Source organism: Actinacidiphila sp. bgisy144 (genome assembly GCF_057708105.1).
On record NZ_JBYIRM010000017.1, the window covers coordinates 146,839 to 170,595 of the forward strand.

A 23,757-nucleotide genomic window follows, 5' to 3' on the forward strand; every position below is an offset into this window, starting at 1 on the left:
CGCCGCAGAAAGCACTCACCGATGACCGACCGCCACACCCGCCCCTCCTGGTGGGACTCCACGATCGCCCGCGACCTGCTGCGGGAGCGTGCCGTCGCCCACGAACACCGGCAGGAGCACCAGCACGGCGCCATGACCGTCCGGCTCTCCCCGGAGCCCCTGCTGCGCCGCGGCCCCGGGGAGGGGCTGAGGCAGTCGGTGCGTGTCGACGTCGAGCCGGCCCTGCCGCGGCCGATCAGCTCCGCGTCCGTCCGGACCGCCGGGGGCGCCGCGACCGACTGCGAGGTGATCGCGGGTCCGGCCGGCTCGGTGCGGGTGCTCGTGCCCGAGGTCGCACAGGAAACCGACGTCGCACTCGACCTGCCGGAACTCGGCCTGCCCGGCCCGCTCGCCCTCCGGCTGGAACCGCAGCGGCACTGGACCGTCCACCTGGTGCAGCACGCCCACCTGGACATCGGCTACACCGATCCGCAGGGCACAGTGCTGGCGGAGGGCCGCGCGGCCCTGGACACCTGCCTGGAGCTGATCCGGGCCACCGACGACTGGCCGCCGGAGGCGCGCTACCGCTGGTCGGTGGAGGGGCTCAGCACCTTCACCGACTGGGTGGCGCACCGGCCGGCCGCGCGCGTCGAGGAGTTCGTCCGCCGGGTCCGCGAGGGCCGGATCGAGCTGACCGCCCTGCCGTTCAACCTGCACAGCGAGACCTGCTCGGTGGACGAACTGCACGAGCTCCTCCGCGACGCCGTCGAGGTCCGCGACACCTACGGCGTGCCGCTGACCACCGCCATGCAGACCGATGTGCCCGGCCAGGTGGTCGGGCTCCAGGACGCGCTGGCCGCGCACGGCGTGCGGCGGCTGTCCGTCGCGCACAACTGGGCGGGCCGGGCCGCGCCGCACCTGGTGGGCGGGGCCCGGCTGCCGCGGCTGTTCCGCTGGCGCACCGCGGACGGGGAATCGGTCCTGGTGTGGCGGACCGACACCCCGCACGGCCTGGCGTACATGGAGGGGTCGATCATCGGCTTCGACGAGTCGCACGCCGCCGTCGACGACCTGCTCCCGGCCTATCTGACCGCGCTGGCCGGCCACGCGGTGCCGCACCAGGGCAAGGGCGTCCCCGGCTACCCGATCCTCGACGCCGCCTACGAGGCCGACCCCTACCCGTGGGACATCCTGCACCTGCGGGTGCTGGGCACCTTCGCCGACAACGGCCCGCCGCGCCTGGTGGCCGCCGAGACCGTGCGCCGCTGGAACGAGGACTGGGCCTACCCGATCTTGCGGATCTCCCGGCACGAGGACTTCTTCGACGACGCCGAACAGCGCCTCGGCGACCGGCTGGAGACCTTCGAGGGCGACTGGTCGGACTGGTGGGTGGACGGAGTCGGCGCGGGCGCCGCACCGCTGGCGATGAACCGCGCCGCCCAGTCCGCGCTCGCCGACGCCCGGACCCTGGACGCCCTCGCCGACCTGCGCGGGGCGGCGGGCACCGCGGCCGGGACCCGGGACACCGGCACGGTCTACCGCGCCGTGTCCCTCTTCAACGAGCACACCTGGGGAGCCGGCGACCCGTGGACGTACGGCTGTCAGGGCCACGGCTCCGGTGAGCAGCAGTGGCACTGGAAGTACGGCCAGGCGGTACGGGCTCACGACGGCGCGCTGGCGCTGCTGGAGCGGGCCGCGCACCGGCTGGCGGACACGCTGCCCCAGCAGCCGGGCGCGCGGGCGAGCTTCCATGTCGTCAACACCCGCAGCCGGATACGTACCGACGTCGTGCGCTTCTTCCTCCCCGAGAGCGTGCTGCCGCTGGACGTGCCCGCCGAAGTGACCGACGGCCGGACCGGATCGGCGCTGCCGGTCGCCGAGGAGGCGCAGACCAACCCGCTGCACCGGTCGGCCGGCCGCTTCCTCCATGTGACCGTCACGGACGTCCCGTCGCTGGGGACGGTGCGGCTCGACGTCCACGCCGCGGGCGCCGTAGGGGAACCGGCGGAGTCGGCGGACGGGGCGCGGGCCGCTGTGCCGGAGCCGGACACCGTGCTCGAGAACGAGTTCCTGACCGTCCGCGTCGACCTGCGCGGCAACCGCATCGCGTCGATCACGGACAAGTCCACGGGCGCCGAACTCGTCGACCCCGACGCGGCCTTCGGCTTCAACGGGTACGTCTACGACCGGTACGCGACGGCCGGGGGCTTCAACCACCAGTCGAGCAAGACGGTCGCCGACGACTCCATGCACCTCCTGGCCGGACGCGACGTAGCCCCGCCCGCGGTGCTGGTGGAACGGACTTCCTCAGCGGTGGCCGAGACCCTGGTCTACGAGTGCGTCCCGCCGGGCGGGGCGAAACTCCGCACGACGCTGACCCTGGCCCACGGCGTGCCCCGGCTCGACATCGCCAACCACCTGGCCAAGCCGGCCACCATGACCAAGGAGAGCGCCTTCTTCGCGTTCCCCTTCGCCCTGACCGACCCGGTGGTCCGGATGGAGAGCAGCGGCGGCACCGTGGGAACGGACCTGCCGCTGGTCCCCGGGTCGGCGCGGCACATGCGGGCGATCCGCCGCTGGGTGTCCCTGGCCCAGGGCGGGACCGCCGTCGGCTGGGCCACCCACGACGCGCCCCTGGTGCAGCACGGCAACATCGCCATCCCCTACGTGCCCTACCCGCCGTCGGTGCCCGGCCAGGAGCCCGGCACCCTGTACTCCTGGGTGCACAACAACATCTGGGACACCAACTTCCCCAGCAGCCAGGCGTTCGAGCAGACCTTCCGCTACAGCGTCTCCGTACGCGGCGGTGCTCCTGAGGAACCGCCGGCGGCGCTCGGCACGCGCGCCGCCGACCCCGGCCACCCCCTGCACGCGATCAGGGCGCAGGGCGCCGGGTCCGGCGGCGGACCGCGAAGCTCCGTCCTCACGGTGGAGCAGCCCGAGGTGCGTGTCGTCGGCCTGCTGCCCCAGGAGGAGGGGGCCTTCACGGTCCGCTTGCAGTCGTTCGCCGACGAGGAGGTCGCGGCGGAGATCCGTCTCCATGTGCCGTTCACCGAGGCGTTCGCCTGCTCCTACCTCGGGGCGGACCCGACTCCGCTGTCCTCCGGGCCGGCCGGAAGCCTGCGCGTCACGATCCCGGCCCGCGGAACGGCGGCCCTGCTGATCCGTACCGCCCGCTGACCCCGCCCTCCGCAGGCGCCGGGCACTGCGGCCCGGCGCCGCGGGGTTCCGTGCGGCGCCCAGGTCAGCCGAGGGTCCACTGCTGGTTGTCGCCGCCGTTGCAGGTCCACAGTTCGAGGCCGGAGCCGTTGGGGTTGCTGGCGCCGGTGACGTCGAGGCACAGGCCGGACTGGACGCCGGTGAAGGTGCCGTCGCTGTTCTTGTTCCACTGCTGGTTGGTCTGCCCGTTGCAGTCGTACAACTCCACCGGGGTGCCGGCGGCGGTCTGGTTGTCGTAGGCGTCGAAGCACTTGCCTTCCAGGACCAGCGTCCTGGACGACGTGGTGTAGACGACGTTCTGGTTGGGGGCGCCGTTGCAGTCCCAGACCGCGAGCTGGGTGGTGTTGTAGGTGGTGCCCTGGGGGGTGTCGACGCAGCGGCCGGAGAGCTTGCTGACCATCTTCGCGCCGATGGTGCCGTGGCCGGCGGCCGGGGTGACCTTCAGCAGGCGGGAGCCGTGGCTGGGCAGGGAGGCGGTGAAGGAGTTGGTGGAGGAGCCGAGGTCGGTGTGGCTCCAGTCGTCGTGGACGGTGGCGCTGCCGGTGAAGCCGAGGTCGGACCAGTTGGCCGTGACGTCGGCGGTGGCGCCGGACAGGTTGAACAGGCCGACGGTGTAGGTGCCGTCGCCGTTGTAGGCCCACCAGGTCTGCTGCTGCGCGCCTTGGACGACGGGGTGGGCGGGGCGGCCGGCGCGGTCGACGGCGAGGACCTCGTCGTTGGTGAGCAGGGACAGGTCGGTGGAGTCCATGTGGGTCAGGTCGGTGCCCAGGACCAGGGGGGCCGCGGAGATGGACCACAAGGTCATCTCGGTGCGGCGTTCGTCCACGGTCAGGCCGTCGCTGGAGCCGTTGCCGATGTCCACGGAGTCCGGGTCGCCCCAACCGCCGGGGCTGTCGTAGGCGACCCAGGCGGGCAGGTCGTTGAAGCGCTGGGAGACGTTGTTCCAGTTGGTCAGGGTGCTGCAGTAGCACTCGACGTCGCCGTCGATGCGCCAGCCGTTGGAGTTGTTCTTCCACACGGCCGCGTTCTTGACGTCCAGGGAGTTGGACAGCTGGAAGTGGATGGTGCGGCCGGACTGGTTCAGGGCGGTGGACCAGTGCTGGACGTCGGCGGTGTCGTCCGGGCCGACCCCGTCCATCTTCAGGTAGTCCACGCCGTAGGAGGCCAGCAGGTCGGCCCACGAGTTGAGGTACGCCTGGGCGGCGGCGGGGTTCTTGTCGTAGTCGATGAAGTACATCGAGCCGTCGCCGAAGTTGTAGTTCTTCTCGTAGCTGGAGGTGTTCGAGACGATGTCCCGGGCGTGGTACGAGGTGCCCTGGATCGGGGTGTTCTGGTTGTACGCGGCGACGGGTATGCCCGGTGTGAGGTACATGCCGAACTTCTCGCCCTTGCCGTGCACGTAGTTCGCCACCGACGCCATGCCGTCGGGGAACTTGCCGGTGTCGACCACCCAGCGGCCGTAACTGTCGACGGTCTGGCTCGGGTTGAGGTAGTAGAAGTCGTCGATGTTGATGTAGTCGAAACCATGGCCTACCAGGCCGGTGGAGGCCATCGCGGCTGCCTGGGCCTCGATGTTCGCCTCGGTGGGGTTCTTGCGGATGAAGCTCCAGCTGCTCCAGCCGGACTGCGGGGCCAGCGCGGCCCCGTTGCCTTCGGCGTGCGCGGCGGGTGCGGTGGTGGCCGCGTCCGTACCGTAGAGGAACGAGCCCAGCAGGGCGGCCGCGCCGAGCAGGCCGGCCCAGCCGCGGCGACGCGTGAAAGCTCTCGGCCGGCGGGGCTGTTGTCGCGTGGGGGAGGTCATGGTGATGCGGCTCCTTGCGCGGTCTGTGGGGGAGGGCAGGAGGTGTTTCCTACCGGTGCCCGCGGGAGTTCGTGTCGCATCGTGATGGACTTTGAGTGAGTGCGTCAAGCAAAAAGCCATGATCGGAATATTTCCAACATGATCCCCGCGTCAGGACGATCCGCGGGTTCGCGGGGCGCGCCTGCCCGGCCTTGGCCGGCGGTGTGGCGGTGACCTGCGCGGCGGCACCCGTCGGGGTTCTGTGCGAAGTTGTTGGCTTGTCGCGAGGGTTGACCGCAAAAGAAACACGACAGCACACTGTGCACCACTCTCCCCGGTGGCACCCGATGTGCTCTACGGATCGAGCGCGCCCTGCCGCCTCCCCCCACGGCGAAGGATGAGGCTTTATGCGCGGAATCGCACGACTCACCCCCTTATGGATACTGGCGCTGCTCGCCGCGTTGCTGGCGGTGGGCGCCGCTCCGGCGCAGGCCGCGACCACGTCCATCGCGGTGGACGGCACGCAGAGCGGGCGGACGTTCGACGGCATCGGCGCGATCAGCGGCGGTGGCGGCAACTCGCGGCTGCTGCGGGACTATCCGGCCACCCAGCAGTCGCAGATCCTGGACTACATGTTCAAGCCCGGTTACGGGGCCGACCTTCAGATGCTGAAGCTGGAGATCGGTGGCGACGCCAACTCCACGGACGGCTCGGAGCCGTCGATCGAGCACGCCCGGGGCACCGTCAACTGCGACGCCGGGTACGAGTTCTGGCTGGCGGAGCAGGCCAAGGCCCGCAACCCCGCCATCAAGTTCTACGGGCTGGCCTGGGCGGCACCCGGTTGGATCAACGGCGGGTTCTGGTCGACCGACACCATCAACTACCTGATCTCGTGGCTCGGTTGTGCCAAGCAGCACGGGCTGACGGTCAGCTACCTCGGTGGGTGGAACGAACGCGGCCACGACGCCGACTGGTACGTCCAGCTGCGCTCCGCGCTGAACACCGCCGGCTACGGCGGCGTGCAGATCGTCGGCGACGACTCCGGCTGGAGCGTCGCGGACGACATGACGACCAACTCGGCGTTCGACAACGCGGTGTCCGTGGTCGGCGTGCACTACTCCTGCAACGGCGGTGACGGCGGCGACGCGACGTCCTGCCAGAGCACCCAGAACGGCCGGAACCTCGGCAAGCCGCTGTGGGACAGCGAGAACGGCTCGCAGGACATGAACGGCGGGGCTCCGGCACTGATCCGCGCCATCGTCCGCGGCTACACCGACGCGAGGTTCACCAGCTTCTTCAACTGGCCGCTGATCGCCTCGGTCTACCCGAACCTTCCCTTCGACACCGTCGGTCTGGCCACGGCGAGCTCCCCGTGGTCGGGGAACTACACGATCGGCGCCAACACCTGGGCCACCGCCCAGGTCACCCAGTTCACCCAGCCCGGCTGGAAGTTCATCGACTCCGCGTCCGGCTACCTCGGCGGCTCGGAGTCCAACGGCAGCTACGTCACGATCAGGTCCAACACCTCCTCGGACTACTCCACCATCCTGGAGACGACGACCTCCAACTCCACCCAGACCGCGAACTTCACCGTCAAGGGCGGCCTGTCCACCGGCACCGTCCACGTGTGGGCCACCAAGGTCGACTCGCCCAGCGACGCCACGTCGTTCCTCCACACCCAGGACATCACCCCCAGCAACGGGACGTACTCGCTGACGATGCAGCCCGGCTACGTCTACACCGTCAGCACACTGAACACCGCGGGCAAGGGAACCGCGACCGCGCCCGCCGCCCACGCCCTCGCCCTGCCCTACAGCGACAACTTCGACGCCGATGCCAGCGGCACCGAGGCGAAGTACCTGTCCGACATGCAGGGTTCCTTCGAGGTCCAGCCCTGCACCGGCCGGTCGGGGCAGTGCGTGCAGCAGATGGCGCCGGTCAAGCCGATCGAGTGGCAGGACGACTCCGACTCCTACGCGCTGATCGGTGACACCGGCTGGTCGAACTACACGGTCAGCTCCGACGTGCTGCTGCGCAGCGCCGGCACCACCGAACTGCTCGGCCGCGCCAACACCCAACTGCGCCCGCAGTCGCACATGAACGCCTACTACTTCCGGATCAGGGACACCGGGCAGTGGTGGATCGAGAAGATGTACACCGACGGCTCCAACCACACCCTGGCCACCGGCACCACCACCGCGCTGGGCACCGGCACCTGGCACCACCTGGCCTTCACCTTCCAGGGCTCGACCATCAGCGCCGAGGTCGACGGCAGGCAGGTCGGCTCGGTCACCGACACCTCGTTCCAGTCCGGGCAGGCCGGCCTCGGAATCCAGAGCTACCGCACCGACCAGTTCGACAACCTGTCCATCACCCCGGGTTCCGGCAGCGCGGGCGGCACCGCGACCGGTCAGGTCAGCTCCGCGGCGAACACCTCCAAGTGCCTGGACGACTACCAGGCATCCAGCACCGCGGGTGCGATCGCGGATGTCTGGGACTGCAACGGCTCGTCCGCCCAGCAGTGGACCGTGGGCAACAGCGCGGTCACCATCAACGGCCTGTGCCTCGACGTGGTCGGTGCCGGCACCGCCAACGGCTCCCTGGTGGACCTGTGGAACTGCAACGGCCAGGGCAACCAGCAGTGGACCGTCAGCAACGGAGCCCTGGTCAACCCCGCCTCCGGCCGCTGCCTGGAGATACCCGCCGCCAACACCGCCAACGGCACCCAACTGGAGATCTGGGACTGCAACGGCGGCGCCAACCAGAAGTGGAACCTCCCCACCGCATCCTGACGCCGATGTGAGCGGCCCCCGGCAGATCCTCCGGGCCGAGGCCGCGAGGTGCCCCGAGGCCGGGGTGGTCGACGCGGACCACCCCGGCCCCTCGGCAGGCCGAAGAGCCCGCGGTCTACTGGGGGGCGCGGTCGTTGAGGATCTTCTGGAAGATCACGTGGTCGCGCCACTCGCCGTTGATGTGCAGGAACTCAGGCGCCGTACCGATCCGGGTGAAGCCGCACTTCGCCAGCACGCGCTGCGAGGCGACATTGTCCACCAGCGTGCCCGCCTCGACCCGGTGCAGGCCCAGGAGTTCGTCGGCCGCGCGGCATGCCTCCCGCACCACCGCCGTCGCCAGTCCGCGCCCCGCGCGCCCGGCATCCACCCAGTACCCGAGATTCGCACTGCGGAAGGGCCCGAGCGACACGTTGGACAACGCCGTCCACCCGACCACCTCGTCCCCGTCCGCCAGTACCCATGCGACGAAGCGCCCCGCCTCCCGCTCCTCCAACTGGCCGCTCACGCGTTCCGCCTGCCCCTGCTCGGTGAAGAAGCCGTCGCTCCGACGAGGCTCCCACGGACGCAGGTGATCGCGATTGCGCACATACGCCCGGCACAGTGCGCGCGCATCCCCTGCCTCAAGAGGACGCATAACGACATCATCAATGGCAAGAGACGGCATATCGATCATGGCGCCATGGTAGATGTCCGTGCGGACGCCCCGGACCGCGGGGGCGGCGATCACCGCGGTCCGGGACGTGCCGACGTGCGGTACCGACCGAGGCGGAACGGCTTCGGCGGCTGTCCGGCTCCGCGTAGGCTGGCGGGGGACCTTTCATGTGGGCCGGCGTTCTTGGGGGTTGGGCGCGTGGAGATCACTGAGTTCACCGATCAGGTCGGCCCGGCGATCGACGCCGCGTTGGCCGCGTACGGCACGGCGGTGCTGACCCGCGCCGAGGAGGCGGCGGTCGGTGCCACCGCGAACCTGGGGCGGCGGGTGCTCGCCCGGATCTGGCGGCGTGGCGCGCCCCGGGCCCAGGTGGTGCTGGAGGACGCCGTGCAGAACGCGGCGGAGCACCCGTCCGACGACGACGCGGCGCAGGTGCTGCGAGCGCAGATCCGGCGGGCCCTGGCCGGGGATGCCGAGTTGCTCGAAGAACTGGCCGCGCTCCTGCCGGCGACGCCCGCCGGGCCGAACCGTGTCGATGCCTCGGGTGCGCGCGCGGTCGCAGCAGGCGGTGACATCGGAACGGCGGTCACCGGCGACAACAACACGGTGGGCCGGTGAGCGACCCGCGCCCGTCCAGAGGGCTGCGGTCGGTGATCGCCTCGGGCGAACGGTCCATCGCGGTCGGCGGCGACCTCGGCATGGCGATCACGGGCGACGGAAACGTGGTCCTGACCCCCGAGGCGCTGAACTCCGCCGCCACCGTCCTGCCGCCGCCCGGCTCGGGGAACCTTCCGGCACCGTCCTCCGACCTGTTCCTGGGCCGGGAGGCCGAACTCCTGCGGCTGCGGCACGAGTGGGAAGCCGCGGGGCCCATGGGGCCGCCGGCGGTGGCCGTCCACGGGCTGGGCGGCGTCGGCAAGAGCGCGCTGGCGCTCCACTACGCCCACACCCACCGGACCTCCTACCGCCTCGTCTGGTGGATCGACGCGTCCTCACCCGAACGCATCGACGCCGCGCTCGCCGACCTCGCCGGGTTCCTGGTGCCGTACTGGGCCGGGACCGCGTCCGCCGCGCAGCGCACCGCCTGGGCGACCTCCTGGCTCCAGCGCCATCCGGGGTGGCTGCTGGTCCACGACAACGTCGAGAACCCGGCAGACCTGCGCCGCCACCTCGGCGCTCTGCCCGACGGCCACCATCTGGCCACCAGCCGCCGTGCCACGGGCTGGCGCCACCTCGCGCGCACCGTCCCGGTGGAGGTGCTGTCCGAGCAGGCGGCCGTCGACCTCCTGTGCCGGCGTGCGTGGGACGGGCCGGCGCCCACGCCGTCGGACCGCGAGCAGGCGGTGGCGCTCGCCGGCACCCTCGGGTTCCTGCCGCTGGCCCTGGAACAGGCGGGTGCGTATCTGGCCGAGACCCGGGCCGACATCGCGACCTACCGCCAGTACCTCGGTGACCTGCTGGCCGAACCGGCCGAGGACATCGCTCCGCAGCGGACGGTCGGCCGGATCTGGGCCGTCACGCTCGACACCCTCACCGAGCGGGACCCCCTCGCCGTCAGAATCCTGGCAGCCCTGGCCTGGCTGGACCCCGACGGATGCCCCCGCGCCCTCTTCCACCACCTCGCACCGCGCGTCACCGAGGTGGACCGGGCCCTGGGACGGCTCCACGCCTACAGCATGGTCACGCTGAGCGCGGAGGCGGTCGGCGTCCACCGCCTGGTCCAAGCCGTCCTGCGTACGCCCCCACCGGGCCACCCCGCCGATCGCCCGCTGCCAGGACGAGCGGACGCCGAGCAGGCCGTCGCGCACGCGGTCTTCCCCGAAGGGCGGCACCAGGAGACCGTCGACAAGGACAGGTTGGCAGCCCTCGTACCGCAGGTCCTGGCCCTCACCGCCACCGCCCGGCTCGGCCCGGTCTCGGACGACTTCTGGGGAGCGGCCCTCGCCACCTCGGCCCACCTCCTGGACGAGGGCCAACGGGCCCGGGCACTCCCGCTGCTCGAGGCGATGGCCGACCAGAGCGAACGGGAGGACGGCCCCGAGGAGCCGGACACCCTGACCCTGCGCAACCTGCTCGCGCTGTCCTTCATGGACGCCGGGGACCTCCGGCGCGCGCTTCCGCTGCTGGAGGAGACGCTGGCGCTGCGCCTGCGGGTCCTCGGCCCCGACCACGCGGACACCATGGCGAGCCACATGAACCTGGCGCTCGCCCGGGCGGAGGCGGGAGACCTCCGGCAGGCGGTCCCCGCCTACGAGGAGGCCCTGGCCGCCATGGAACGGGCACTCGGCAGGGACGACGAACTCACCCTGATGTGCCGGAACAACCTCGCGGACGCCTACTCCGCGGCCGGAGAGCCGAGCCGGGCGGTCGCCCTGCACGAGGCCAACCTCGCGCTCTGCAAGGCCGCCCTCGGAGCGGACCATCCGTTCACCCTCACCTCCCGCAGCAACCTCGCCTGCGCTCTCGACGCGATGGACGCGCCCGATCGCGCGCTCCCGATCCACCGGGCCACGCTGGGCCGACGCAGACGCGTACTCGGCGCCGAGCACCCCGACACCAACGCGAGCCGCAACAACCTCGCGGCTTCCTACCTCCAGGCCGGGCGGATCGGTCAGGCGGTCGCGCTCTTCGAGACCGCCCTCGAGCAGAACCTGCGGGTGCTCGGCGCCGAGCACCCGGAGACCGTCAAGTCCCGCAGCAACCTGGCCGGCGCGTATGCCGAGGCGGGCGACGCCGACCGGGCGGTCCCCATGCTCGAGACCGCCCTCGAGCAGTACCGGCGGCTGCTGGGCGCCGAGCACCCGGAGACGATCAGATGCCGTGCCCAACTGGCCGACGTGGCGCGGAAGACCGGTGACCTGGGCCGGTCGGTCCAGCTCTGGGAGGAAGTCGTCGACCGGCTGGAACGGGTCCGCGGAAAGGACCACCCCGACACGCTCACCTGTCGCAGCAACCTCGCCCTCGCGGTCGACGACGCGGGTGACGTCGAGCGGGCCGTCGCACTGCACCGGGACGCTCTCGTCAGCGCCGAACGGACCCTGGGCGCGGAGCACCGCGGCACGCTCAGCATCCGCGGCAACCTGGCCTCCGCCCTGGTGGCCGCGGGCGACGTCGAGGCCGCGGCCGGGCTCCTCGAGGTCTGTGTCGACCAGCGACGGACCATGCTCGGGGACGAGCATCCCGACACCGTGCTGGGACGCCATCTCCTCGCCTACGCCTACGCCGAGATGGGCGATCTCGACCGCGCGGTCCCGCTGTACCAGGTCGCCGCGGTCCAGCACGTCAAGGTCCTGGGGGCGGAGCACCCCGAGACCCTCAAGTGCCAAAGCCACCTCGCCGGCGCGTACTCCGCGGCCGGCCGCCACCAGGAGGCCCTCGACCTGTACGAGGCCACCCTGTCCGGCTACCAGTCGGCGTTCGGGGCGGACCACGAGGCGACCATGACCTGCCGCAACAACTTCGCGGTCGCCAGCGGTGCGGCCGGCCACCACGACCTGTCGGTCGCGCTCCACGAGGCCAACCTCGCCCATCTCGAACGCGTCCTCGGGCGCGGGCACCCCGACACCGAGCACAGCCGCCGCAACCTCGCGGCCGCCCGCAAGGACGCCGCAGGGCCCGGTCGCCGCAGGTGGCGCCTGCCCTTCCGCCCCTGACGCCCCCCGGGCGACACGATTGCGCGCCCCGCGGCCGCGGGGCGCGCCGGCGGGGATCAGGGACGGACGACGGGCGTCCCGGACAACTCCACGCCCGCCGCGCGCAGTTCGGCCAGCGCCTGGCGGGTGGTGTCGGCGGCCACACCCGCGGTGTAGTCGAGCAGGACCCGTACGGCGAAGCCCTCCCGGGCGCCGTCGAGCGCTGTCGCGCGCACGCAGTGGTCGGTGGCGATGCCCACGACGTCCAGGTCCGAGACCCCGCGCCGGCGCAGCCAGTCCGCCAGCGCCTCCCCGTCCGCGGTCGCGCCCTCGAAACCGCTCTTCGAGGCGGAGTGGGCGCCCTTGTAGAAGACCTCGCTGACGGCCGGCGAGGCCGCGGCCGGAGCGAAGTCCGGGTGGAACTCCCCGCCCTCGCTCCCGACCACGCAGTGGACCGGAAAGGAGTCCCGGAAGTCGGGGTGGTCGGAGAAGTGGCCGCCGGGATCGACGTGGTGGTCCCGCGTGGCCACCACGTGCGCGTACTCCTCGCGGGCCGGGCCGCTCACCAGCTCCCCGATCGCGCGGGCCCGGTCGGCCCCGCCCGCGACCGGCACGGACCCTCCCTCGCAGAAGTCCTTCTGTACATCGACGACGACCAGCGCCCTGGACACGGGCTCTCCTCATCTCTCGGGGGCGGGCGGAGTGTGGCGGCCGGCGGCCTGTCGTGGGCGCCGGCCCGGGGTCAGGACGGGAACAAGGCGCTCTGGCCGAACTCGGAGACCTCCGTCTGGCCCGGCGCCACCAGGGACACCACGGGCCCGCTGCAGTCGCGCTCGGCGAACACGAACGCGGGCGCGGCCGTGTCGTTCTTGACGATGAAGGGCCAGGTCTTGGCGTTGACGCAGCCGGACTGGGCCTGCTGGACCGCGGGGACCGAGCCGGGTACGGCGGCGGCCGCCGCGGTCCCGGCACCGGCCAGAACCGCCAGCCCGGTGCCGAGGGCGGCACCCAGCAGCGCGAGGGAACGACGCATGACTCCTCCTGTCACAGATCACGTACCGAGGTCATATGCATCATCGCCGCGCACTTCGCCCACCCACGGCGCAACGCGCACCAATTCACCGTGATGGGGCTGACGTTGTACCGCGTTGACCGCCATACGCGCCGGGCCCGGGTGGGGAGTCAGATCATCGGACCGCTCAGGAGGTGCCCGCCGCGGCGCCGGCCGCGATGAGCTTGCGGTTGATGTCCCGCACCGGTCCTGGCTCGACCTTGACGACCGCGCGGTCGTAGGTGATCAGCCCGTTCAACTCGCCCTCGACATCGCTGAGTTGCGTGAACACCGAACCGGAGAGGTTGCCGGCGGCGGCCGACAGCAGCTGGCTGGTGTTGTCGACGTAGTCCTGCGTCAGCTCCGCGATGGTGGAGGCGTCGCCTCCGTAGTTCTGGCCGCCGGCGACGCCCAGGATGTGGCCGGGGATGTTGAGCGAGTACCCGCCGTGCTCGCCGTCGACGGCGGCCCGGGTCGCGTCCGGGGACGGGAACGCCGGACCGTGGTAGACGTGGTAGTCGATCAGGTCGCCCTTGCCCGAGTCGCCCTGCGAGGCGCAGCAGTTGACGCCGGACGCGGCGTCGACCAGCCGACTCGGGTCCTGCTGCTTGATCGAGTCGGCCAGATCGCCGGTGGCCTGGCTGGACTGCTCGCCCCACCCCTCGTTGATCATCGTCCAGACCACGATCGACGGGTCGTTGAGGTGCTGGTCCACGATCTCGTGGGCCTGGTCGTTGAACGCCTGGTCACTGGCCTGGCTCGCGCCGGGCCCCACGTTGCGGCTGGGCATGTCCTGCCAGACCATCAGGCCGAGCTTGTCCGCCCAGTAGTACCAGCGCGCCGGCTCGACCTTGATGTGCTTGCGCACTGTGTTGAAGCCGAGCTGCTTGTCCAGCAGCAGGTCGGACTTCAGGGCCTCGTCGGTCGGCGCGGTGTAGATGCCGTCGGGCCAGAAGCCCTGGTCCAGGTTGGCCAGCAGGTAGGTCGGCTTGCCGTTCAGCTCGACCTTGTTCACCCCGCCGACCTTCGCCACGGACACCGACCGCATCCCGAAGTACGAGCCCACCGAGTCCGACGAGCGGCCGTCGGTCAGCGAGACCTTGAGGTTGTACAGGTACGGGTGGTCCGGGCTCCACAGCTCCGGGTGCGGCACGTGCAGCGTCAGTTTCCGGCCCACCACGCCGGTGACCGTGCCCACCGGCTTGCTGCCCGCGAACGCGGTGGCGTTCACCAGGGACCAGGCCGGCGTGGTCGCCGACGGGCGCACGGTGACGGACAGCGTGTCGTCCGACAGGTTCGGCGTCAGCACCAGCGAGTCGATGCTCGCCTGGGCCACCGGCTCCATCCAGACGGTCTGCCAGATGCCGGACGACGGGGTGTACCAGATGCCGCTGGGGTCGCTCGACTGCTTGCCGGTCGGCGTGTTCGGGTCGATGGTGTCCTTGACCTTCAACGTCAGGGTCTGCGTCCCGCGGCCGGCCAGCGCGTCGGTGACGTCGGCGGTGAACGCCTCGTAGCCGCCGACGTGGTGGGCGACCTGCTTGCCGTTGACGTAGACCCACGCCTCGTAGTCCACCGCGCCGAAGTTGAGGTTCAGCCGGTTGCCCGAGCCGACCCGCCAGTTCTGCGGAACGGTGAACGTGCGCTGGTACAGCGACCAGTCGTGGTGCTCGGCGACGCCGGACAGCGGCGCCTCCATCGGATACGGCACCAGGATCGACCCGCTCAGCTTGCCGTGGGGCAGCGCGGCGTCCTCGGCGGTGCCCTGGAACTGCCAGGTCCCGTTGAGGTTCTGCCACTTGTCCCGGGTCAGCTGCGGCCGGGGGTAGTCCGGCAGCGCGTTCTTCGGGCTGACGTCCTTGGCCCACTTGGTGGCGAAGTACCAGGTGGAGTTGTTGGTCGCCAGGCCCGAGAAGAGCGGGACGGGGCCGGCGGCGGTGGTCAGGCCGCCCTGCCCGTCATAGCTGATCCGCACGTCCGACTTCAGCGAGGCGGGGATGTCGGACGTGCCCGCGGTGAGCAGCAGCTGCGTCCGGTCAGCGGGGTTGACAACGATGTCGGGCGTCCACCGACTGCTGCCGGCGATGACCGCCAGGTGCTTGCCGATGTCCGTCGGCAGCGAGGTGACCGCGCCCGGCAGCTGCACGGTCGCGGACTTCCCCGAGGAGGTGACCGCGGCGTCGACGGTGGGCGCGGTGAAGCCCTCCGGCAGGCGCAGCGCGGAGTCCGGGATCGCCTGGCGGCTGATGCCGGGGCCGGACCACTCGGTGGTGATGTAGGCGCCGCCGTTGCCCTGGTTGTAGTCGAAGGCCAGGGTGTGCAGGCCGGCGGTGAGCGTGATCGGCTCGGACTGGGTCTGGACGTCCCAGTCGGTGGTCCAGTGGTCGATGACGCTCGCGCCGTCGAGCGACATCCGGAAGCCGTTGTCGCCCTTGATGTAGAAGGTGTACGAGCCGCCGGCCGGGACGTCGAGCTGGCCCGTCCAGTGCGCGGCGACGTTCAGGGTGGAGCCCGCGTAGTCGCGCAGGGTGGGCAGCAGGTCGGGGACGTTGAGGGAGTTCTCGACGCCGGTGCTGCTGTACTGCGCGAAGTCCAGCGACGTGGCGTCGGAGCTGAGGTAGTAGTCCGCGCGCAGGCCCTGGGGGGTGTCTGCGGCGGACGACGGGCTCGCGCTGCCGGTGGCGGCGCCGGCGGCGGTGGCGCCGGCGGCGGTCGGGACGAGCAGTGCCGCGCCGAGCAGGAGCGGCACCAGGGCGGCAAGTCGGCGTCGGTTCGGTGAGCGGAATCTGCCTGATCTCACTGCGGATACACCTCTCCGTGGGAGAAGTCGGCGCTCGGAGAACGCCGGAGGGATTTGCGCTCGCCTTCTTTCCAACGTTGGAAAGAAGGCCGAGAAGAATGAAAGCAGGGCGGTGGGAACGGCGTCTACCCCTGTGCAATGGCTGTGCAAAGTCGTATTGGTGCCGTTTTGCTGCGGTGCTCCACCGCTCGTCGCGGGAGAACGCGGCACGAATTCGGGGCAGTTGTCGGCCTTGCCGAACGTGGCGGTGTTTTGTCCGTCGGCGGGGGGAAGGTCGGCGAAGGCGGGGTTTTGCGCACGGCGGCCGCCGCCCGGACCCGGCGGCGGAGGGGGCTGTGGTCAGAGTGGGGAGGCGGGGGTGGTGCGGGGGAGGGACAGGGCGCCGTAGGCGTGGGCTTCGGGGAGGGCGCCGGGGACGATGCGGAGGGTGCCGGCGGGGTCGGGGTCGGTGAAGGGGGCGATGCGGGTGGCCAGTCCGCGGGTGAACGCCTCGTGGCCGGCGCGCAGTTCCGGGTCGATGACCAGGACGTCCGGGTTGAGCATGGTGATCGTGCTGGCCAGGGGGCGGGCGAGGAGGCGCCCGAGGTCGTCGAGGTAGCGGTTCGCGGTGGCGTCCGGGGCGCGGAGCATGGCGTCGACGTCGGTCCGGGTGAGGGCGCGGCGGTAGAGGGCGCTGAAGGCGGTGGTGAGGTCGGCGCCGAGGGTCTGCGTGGCCAGGCAGCCGCGTTTGCCGCACAGGCAGTAGGGCCCGTCCTCGACGACGGGGATGTGGGCGATCTCCCCGGCGGTGCCCAGGGCCCCGTGGTGGATGCGGCCGCCGATGACGATGCCCGCGCCGAGGCCGTCGCGTACGGACAGGTGGAGGCTGGAGGAGGCGCACACCGCGGCGCCGTGGTGTGCTTCGCCGAGGGCGGCGAGGTTGGCGTCGTTGACCAGGTGGACGGTCCGGCCGAGGGTGCGGCTGAGCTGGTCGCGGGGGTCCTCCTGCCGCCAGCGGCGCAGCAGGGCGGCGAGCGGGGCCGGTGCCCCGGGCGGAAGTTGCCGACCGAAGGGCCGGCCGATCCGGGCCGGGCCGTCTCCCGCGGCGTCGACGGGCAGCGGCAGCGCCAGGACCACGTGCCGGGCGTGCAGGCCCGTGGCGGCCTCGGCTGCACCGAGGACGTCGCGGACCGCCGCGCACCAATCCGGCCAGGGACCGGTCCAGGGGACGTCGAGGGTGCGGTGGGCGGTGGGTCCGTCAGCGGTGACGAGGGTGAAGGCGGTGGGTCCGCGGAACAGGCGCAGCAGCGCGACGCAGGTGGCGGCGCGGGCGAGGCGGTAGGCGGGGGAGGGGCGGCCGCGCACCGGGGCGGGGCCGTCCTCGGGGGGTACGGGGGTCAGCAGTCCGTCGGCGACGAGCTTGCCGAGCAGTGCGGTGACGACGGGACGGGACAGGCCGGTGGCCGCCATGAGGTCGACACGGCGGAGGCGGTCGTGCCCTTCGAAGGCGGCGAGGAGGGCGCGTCCCAGGACGGGGGCGGTGCTTCGGGGGCCGCGGGCCGCTGTCATGGCATGTCCCTGTGCTGGTGCGGTGTGCTCCGGGTGCGCCGCGGGGGTCGTGGTGTGCTCGCGCCCCCGCGGTGTGGCCGGCCCGGTGCGCCGGGCGGACCCCCACCGTACGGCCGAGCGCGTGGCCCGGCCCGCCCCGGGGGCGAGGCGTCCCGAACCCCCTGGCCGGGTCCGGGACACCCCGACCGCCGATGGGTCCGGGGGCCGAGCCCCCGGACCCTGCCGCGGTCAGTGCGCCGCGTGGCCGGGGGCGGCCGTGACGCGGATCGTGCGGGCCAGTGCGGTGGTGCGCTCGTCGCCGCCGACGGTGACCTGGCGGGTGCCGGTGGCCAGGGTCCAGCCGGTGGTGTCGCTCCAGTACTGCAACTGCCGCAGCGGGATGTGGACGGTCACGGTCCTGGACTGCCCGGCCTTGAGGGTGACCCGGTCGTAGCCGGCCAGCGCCTTGGGGGCGAACTGGACGCCCTGGGGGCCGTGGTCGGGTGCGCCGAGGTAGACCTGCGCGGCTTCGGTGCCGGCGGTCCGGCCGGTGTTGGTGACGGTGAAGGCGGCGTTCACCCCGCCGTCGGCGGCGCCTGTGGTGCGCAGCGCGGAGTAGCGGAAGTCGGTGTAGCTCAGGCCGTAGCCGAAGGGGTACAGCGGCGTCTCGCCGGTGGCGTCGAAGTGGCGGTAGCCGATGTCGACGCCTTCGGAGTAGGTGGTCGTGCCGTTCACCCCGGCGCTGGAGCGCTCCGGGTGGGACGCGTCGTGGGCGACTTCCTGGTCGAGGGACTTCGGCCAGGTGAAGGGGAGCTTGCCGCTGGGATTCACTTCGCCGGTGAGCAGTTGTGCCGCCGCGACGCCGGCCTGGTCGCCGCCGTAGTAGGTGTCCAGGACGGCCTTGACCTTGTTCTCCCAGGGCATGGCGACGGGCTGGTTGGCCTGGAGGACGACGACGGTGTTCGGGTTGACGGCGGCGATGTCCTCGACGAGCTGGTCCTGGCCGTCGGGCAGGGCGGTCGACAGGTCGCCGGAGCTGGTGTCCCAGACGAAGACGACCGCGGTCCCGGCCTTCTTCGCCGCTGCCACGGCGGCGTCGTGGTTCGCCTGCTGCTGCTGGGGGGTGACCCAGTTCAGCCGCAGCTGGACGGGTTTGCCGGAGACGTCGGGGGCGGCGGCGATGCTGAGGGTGTGGGCGCCGGCGGTCAGTTGGACCAGGGTGCGGCCGTTGGCGAGGCCGTCGGTGGTGGCGGTGGGGGCGTTGCCGTCGGTGGCGTGCACGACGCCGTAGCGCGGTGCGGTGCTGAAGCCGCCGCCGACGGTGGTGAGGGTCTTGCCGTCGACCACGAGGGTGCCGGTGCCGCCGAGGGACTGGATGTTCAGCCAGTAGCCGCCCGCGGTGGGGGCGGTGAGGGTGCCGGACCAGGTGGCGGTGGTGCCGGCCGGGAGCGCGTTCCCGCCCTTGGTGGTGAAGTCGACGGTGGCGTCGGTGCTGGTGGCGCCGTTCTGCGTGCGGGTCAGGCCGGGCTTTCCGCCGCTGGACAGCGCGGAGGCGGGCACGGGTGTGCCGGTGAGGTCGTCGGCCGCCTGGTAGGAGATGTTCGCGCGCCCGGCGGTCTCGCTCTTCAGCTCGGACAGGGCGCTGGTCTGCTGGTCGACCAGGCCGCCCGCCGCCTCGCCGCCGCTGTTGGTGGCGATGGTCTGCCCGGCGCCGGGGCCGATGAGGGCGAGCGAGGAGAGGTCCTTGCCGTCCAGGGGCAGCGCGGAGCCGGTGTTCTTGAGCAGCGTCGCCGAGTCCTGGGCGGTCCGCAGCACGGTCTGCTCGTCGGCCTCGGTGTGCTCGGGGGTGACGTTGTGCTTGGAGGCGCCGGTCAGGAGGCCGAAGCGGTCCATCTCGTACAGGACGCGGCCCGCGGCCTGGGTGACCCGGGACTCCTTGATCTGGCCGGCGGCGATGGCGGCCTTGATCTTGGCGGGGGTGAAGTAGGCGGCTATCTGGGCGCCGGCCGGGCCGCCGTTGCCGGGCATCTCCATGTCCAGGCCGGAGTTGAGGGAGTCGGTGGAGTGGTTGGCGCCCCAGTCGGAGGTGACGAAGCCCTTGAAGCCCAGCTCGTCGCGCAGGACCGTGGTGAGGGTGTCGGCGTTGTCGCAGGACTGGGGGCCGTTGAGGGTGTTGTAGGAGCACATCACCGACGACACGCCCGCTTTGACGGCGGCGTCGAAGGGCGCGAGGTAGATCTCGTGGAGGGTTTGCGAGTCGACCTCGACGTTGTTGCCGCCGTCGTAGGCGATGTAGTGCTTGACCTGGGCCATCTCGCCCTGGCTCTGGATGCCGGTGATCTCCGACGCGCCGGTGTTCGCCGTCAGCAGGGGGTCCTCGCCGAAGGTGTTGTAGCCGCGGCTGGAACTGGTGTCGCGGTCCATGTTGACGAACGGCTCCAGCACCGCGTCCTGGCCCAGCGCCTTCGCGTCGGAGCCGATCACCTTGCCGTTGGCCCGGGCGTCGGCGCTGCTGAACGTCGCGGCCACGCCCATGGTGGAGGTCATGCCGGTGGAGTCCTGCCGGGTGATGACACCGGGCGGGCCGTCGCTCAGGCGCAGCGAGGGGATGCCCAGGCGCGGTACGCCGGTGAGGTAGCCGGCCTCGTACTGGTTGGTCGAGGCGGCCTCGGCGCTGCCCTCGATCATGGTGAGCTTCTCGTCGAGCGTCATCTGCGACAGCAGCCGGTCCACCCGCGCGTCGCCGGTCACCCGGGGCGGCTGAGAGGCGGCGGCCACCGTGCCGGTTCCCGCGGTGGCGGCCACGACGGCCGCCGCGACGGCCGCGGCACTCATCGTCAGCCTTCTGCGGGAAAAAGCGGAACTCGTCATCGAGTCTCCTCCGAAAGGAATGGGCGCCCTCGCGCGGCGCCCTTCCACGTGTGTTCGACAAATGAAGTCGAGCGGGCCGGCGGACTCCTGCCCGACCGGCCCCACTTGGGCATCTGCAAGCTACAGAGCCGGGAAATGGCCGGTCAATACGCATTCACAGGTCATTCTTTTCGTCCTGACAGGACGAAAATCCCGGGCGGCTTTCGGCTGTCCCGTCAGAGCTTCAATTCGCTGCGCCCGCGCGGGGCGTGGGCGGATTCGGAGCCCGGAGCCGGCCGGGCCGACGACGTGCAGCGCCGGGGTCCGGCGTGCCGCCTCGGGGCGCGGACTCCTTTGATCCGATTTATATTTCGACGGTCAGACCGGTCCCGGGGGCCACCATGTGCAGTTGCCCGCCCACCACGATCCGCACCGGTGCCCGGTCGGAGTCCGGGACGGTCACGTGCAGCCGGCCGGAGTGGAGGGTCAGCCCCACGCCCCAGTGGCCGTGGTAGTGCACGCAGACACGGAACCGGGACAGCCCCGGCAGCGGCACCGGGTCGACGTGCAGCGCCCCGCCGCGTGGTTCGAGCCCGGTCAGGCAACGCTGGACGAGATCGAGGGTGCCGCCCATCGCACCGAGGTGGATGCCCTCGCCGGTGGTGCCGCCCTGGAGGTCGGCGACATCGCCCAGCAGCGACTGCTGCACATGGCTCCATGCCTCGCGCCGGCCGGATCGCGCCAGCACCCACCCGTGGACCAGTTCGCTCAGCGTCGAGCCGTGGCTCGTCCTGGCCAGGTAGTGGTCCACGGTCGCGGTCCACGTCTCCTGATCGAGCCGGTGGCCCAACCGCCGGAACAGCTCGGACAGTTCGTCCATCGGGAACAGGTAGCCGAGCATCAGCACGTCGGCCTGTTTGGACGCCTGGTAGCGGTTGACGCTGTCCCCCTCGGCCTCCAAGATGCGGTCGAGGCGGCGGATGTCCCCGTAGCGGTCCCGGTAGTCGGCCCAGTCCAGCTCGGCCAGCTCGCCGTAGCCGTCGAACTGACTGACCACGCCCTGGTGGAAGGGCACCCGCAACCGCCGGGAGACGTCCTCCCAGCGCTCCAGCTCCGCCCGGTCCAGCCCGATGCGCTCGAACAACTCGTCGCGGCGCGGCGTGGGCAGCAGGTCGGCCGTCTCCAGGGCCCGGCACAGCACCCACGCGGCCGTGACGTTCGTGTACGCGTTGTCGTCCACCCCGGGCTCGACCGCGCCCGGATAGGCGTCGTGGTACTCGTCCGGGCCGACGATCCGCTCGATGCGGTAGCGGCCGTACGACGGGTCGAAGCGCGCGGTGTCCGCCCAGAACCGGGCGATCTCGAAGAGCATCTCGGCGCCCTGCCCGTGCAGGAACGCCGCGTCGCCGGTGGCCCGGTAGTACTGCCATATGTTGTACGCCACCGCGGAGTCGACATGGTGCTGGAGCCGGGAGTTGTCCGGCAGCCAGCGTCCGGACCGGGGGTTGAGGTGCAGGCGCTGGGTCTCCTCGCGTCCGTCGCTCCCGCTCTGCCACGGATACATGGCGCCTTTCCGCCCGGCGTCCGCCGCGCTGCGGCAGGCCGCTCCCAGCCGGCGGTACCGGTAGAGCAGGAGCGCGCGGGCGACCTCCGGCAGGTGCAGGCTCAGGAAGGGCAGGACGAACAGCTCGTCCCAGAAGATGTGCCCCCGGTACGCCTCCCCGTGCAGCCCGCGGGCGGGCACACCGACGTCCAGGACCGCGGTGTGCGGGGACAGCGTCTGGAGGATGTGGAAGAGGTGCAGCCGCAGCACGTGACCGGCCCGGCCCGGCGCCTCCAGCGCTGCCCGCTCCCACAGCCGCTTCCACGCGGTGGTGTGGGAGTCGAGGAGTGCCGCGAAGTCCGGGGCCTGCCCGGCGCGGGCGAGCGCCGCGTCCGCCGGGTTGCCGATCGCCGGGTCCCGCGTGGTGTGCAGGGCCACCGTCTTCTCCACGGTGACCGGCCGCCCGGCGCGGACCGGCACGGTCAGCCGCAGCATCGCACGCCCCTCGCCGGCGGCCCGGTCCGCCGCACCCGCCGGTGCGCCCTCCACACGGACGCGGCAGGCCATGGCGACGCCGATGCCCGAGGAGGACGTCCGGCAGCTCAGCGTCACCGTGTCCGGCCCGGGAACGCCCGCCCGCAGGTCGACAAGATGCCGGCCCGCCAGCGCGCGGTACCGCTCGACGCCGTCATTGGCGACGTGTCCGTCCAGGCCCGCCTCGATCTCGACCTCGCCCGCCCAGTCCGCGGTGACCTGCACGCGCTGGGCGGCCAGATGCGGGTCGTGCATGTGGACGATGCGCGTCTCGGTCACCGCGACCTCCCGGCCGTCCGGGCCGCGCAGCCGCATCCGGCGGGTCATGGTGGCCCGGCGCATGTCCACCACCTGCGTGTACGCCGCCACCGCGCACGTGTCGGGGCCGAACCACGGCCCACCCGGCACACGGACCCGCAGCGGCAGCCAGTTCGGCAGGTTGACCATGTCCTCGTTGTCGACCTCGCGGCCCGCCACCTGCGACGAGAGGCGGTTGTAACAGCCCGCCGCATACGTGCCTGGGTAGTGGACGTCGTCCGCGGCCGACTCCGCGGCCGCGCCACGGGTCGCGAAGTAGCCGTTGCCGAGCGTGCACAGCGCCTCACGCAGCCGCTCCCGCGCCGGATCGTAGCCTTCGTAGGCCCAGGTCCACCCGGCCGGCGGGCGGGAGGGCGGGCCGCCGCGGCGCGACCGGCTCACAGCGCCCCGATGCGGCGCCCCGTGACGCGGTCGGGGTGGATACGCACCCACTGCGGGCGGTCGCCGCCGGCCCAGGGCCGGATCAGCTCCTCCTCGGCGAGATGGCGGGACTCGGCGGCGCCGACGCGTTCGGCCCGGCCGGTGAGCAGGACGCTCCAGCCCTGGCTGGTCTCCTCGTCGATCCGGTCCACCTCGAACGAGACGACTGTGCCCTCCCCGGGCGCGGCCTCGCCCTCCCGCGCGGTCCGGTAGACGACGGTCTCCGCGTCGACGGCGTAGTTCACCGGATAGGCGACGGGCGCCGGTTCGGCGGGCAGCACCACACGGCCCACGCCGTGCGGGCCCACCCGGTCCCAGCACTCGGTGCCGGTCAGGCGGATGAGCACAGGGCGCTCCCCGGGGCCTGGCTGCCCGGGCGGGATGTCGGTGCGGTCGTCGATCAGGTCCTGGAAGGTCATGCCCAGCGCGGCGGCGACCCGGCGCAGCCCGTCCGGGTCGAAGTCCAAGCCGACCGCGGCCAGTTGGCGCAGGTAGTGCGGCGACATCCGGGCCCGCTTCGCCAGTACCTCGTCGCTGACGCCCAGTTGGCGCTGGCGTTCGGCGATGCGGCGCCGGAGCCGGTCCGGAGCAGGGCCGTGCGCGCCGGAAGCGCTGTGTGCTGCCACGAGCCTTCCTCCTCTCACCGCCCCTGCGGCCCAT

Annotated in this window: 13 protein-coding genes; 4 read left to right on the forward strand and 9 right to left on the reverse strand. The window is 72.0% G+C overall.

The window, feature by feature from the left end; translation table 11 throughout:
* The first annotated feature begins 21 nt into the window (after positions 1-21).
* Positions 22-3,159 (forward strand): glycoside hydrolase family 38 N-terminal domain-containing protein, encoded by a 3,138-nt coding sequence (locus AC3EVP_RS20780; protein ID WP_435131685.1) that lies wholly within the window; start codon positions 22-24, stop codon positions 3,157-3,159.
* Positions 3,160-3,223: 64 nt separating this feature from the next.
* On the opposite strand, the gene AC3EVP_RS20785 is transcribed toward AC3EVP_RS20780, so the two are convergent.
* Entirely contained in the window at positions 3,224-4,999 is a 1,776-nt protein-coding gene (locus tag AC3EVP_RS20785) for a glycoside hydrolase family 27 protein (RefSeq protein WP_435131686.1), read from the reverse strand.
* A gap of 386 nt (positions 5,000-5,385) precedes the next feature.
* Between AC3EVP_RS20785 and AC3EVP_RS20790 the strand changes: the two genes are divergently transcribed.
* Positions 5,386-7,770 carry a ricin-type beta-trefoil lectin domain protein gene (locus tag AC3EVP_RS20790; RefSeq protein ID WP_435131687.1) on the forward strand — a complete coding sequence of 795 codons (2,385 nt, stop codon included), beginning with the start codon at positions 5,386-5,388 and terminating at the stop codon, positions 7,768-7,770.
* 115 nt (positions 7,771-7,885) lie between these two features.
* Here AC3EVP_RS20790 and AC3EVP_RS20795 read toward each other — a convergent pair whose 3' ends face one another.
* Positions 7,886-8,443, reverse strand: a complete 558-nt coding sequence (locus AC3EVP_RS20795) for a GNAT family N-acetyltransferase (protein WP_435131688.1) — start codon at positions 8,441-8,443, stop codon at positions 7,886-7,888.
* Between the two features lie 177 nt (positions 8,444-8,620).
* On the opposite strand from AC3EVP_RS20795, the gene AC3EVP_RS20800 reads away from it, so the two are divergent.
* Positions 8,621-9,040: a hypothetical protein gene (locus AC3EVP_RS20800; protein ID WP_435131690.1), complete on the forward strand. Its 420-nt coding sequence runs from the start codon at positions 8,621-8,623 to the stop codon at positions 9,038-9,040.
* Entirely contained in the window at positions 9,037-12,075 is a 3,039-nt protein-coding gene (locus AC3EVP_RS20805) for a tetratricopeptide repeat protein (protein WP_435131691.1), read from the forward strand. The genes AC3EVP_RS20800 and AC3EVP_RS20805 overlap by 4 nt, the downstream gene beginning before the upstream one ends.
* Before the next feature lie 56 nt (positions 12,076-12,131).
* Here AC3EVP_RS20805 and AC3EVP_RS20810 read toward each other — a convergent pair whose 3' ends face one another.
* The 7 genes from AC3EVP_RS20810 to AC3EVP_RS20840 form a co-directional block, all read right to left on the reverse strand.
* Positions 12,132-12,725: an isochorismatase family protein gene (locus AC3EVP_RS20810; RefSeq protein WP_435131693.1), complete on the reverse strand. Its 594-nt coding sequence runs from the start codon at positions 12,723-12,725 to the stop codon at positions 12,132-12,134.
* 71 nt (positions 12,726-12,796) lie between these two features.
* A complete protein-coding gene (locus tag AC3EVP_RS20815) occupies positions 12,797-13,087 on the reverse strand; it encodes a hypothetical protein (RefSeq protein ID WP_435131695.1) in 291 nt (96 codons plus the stop codon).
* 166 nt (positions 13,088-13,253) lie between these two features.
* Complete coding sequence (locus tag AC3EVP_RS20820) at positions 13,254-15,905, reverse strand: PA14 domain-containing protein (RefSeq protein WP_435131696.1); 2,652 nt, start codon at positions 15,903-15,905, stop codon at positions 13,254-13,256.
* Positions 15,906-16,244: 339 nt separating this feature from the next.
* A complete protein-coding gene (locus AC3EVP_RS20825; RefSeq protein ID WP_435131698.1) occupies positions 16,245-17,453 on the reverse strand; it encodes an ROK family transcriptional regulator in 1,209 nt (402 codons plus the stop codon).
* 228 nt (positions 17,454-17,681) lie between these two features.
* Positions 17,682-20,267, reverse strand: a complete 2,586-nt coding sequence (locus tag AC3EVP_RS20830; RefSeq protein WP_435131700.1) for a beta-glucosidase family protein — start codon at positions 20,265-20,267, stop codon at positions 17,682-17,684.
* Positions 20,268-20,646: 379 nt separating this feature from the next.
* Complete coding sequence (locus tag AC3EVP_RS20835) at positions 20,647-23,058, reverse strand: glycoside hydrolase family 65 protein (protein ID WP_435131701.1); 2,412 nt, start codon at positions 23,056-23,058, stop codon at positions 20,647-20,649.
* Positions 23,055-23,723: a pyridoxamine 5'-phosphate oxidase family protein gene (locus tag AC3EVP_RS20840; RefSeq protein ID WP_435131703.1), complete on the reverse strand. Its 669-nt coding sequence runs from the start codon at positions 23,721-23,723 to the stop codon at positions 23,055-23,057. Before AC3EVP_RS20840 ends, AC3EVP_RS20835 begins: the two co-directional genes overlap by 4 nt.
* Between the last annotated feature and the right edge of the window lie 34 nt (positions 23,724-23,757).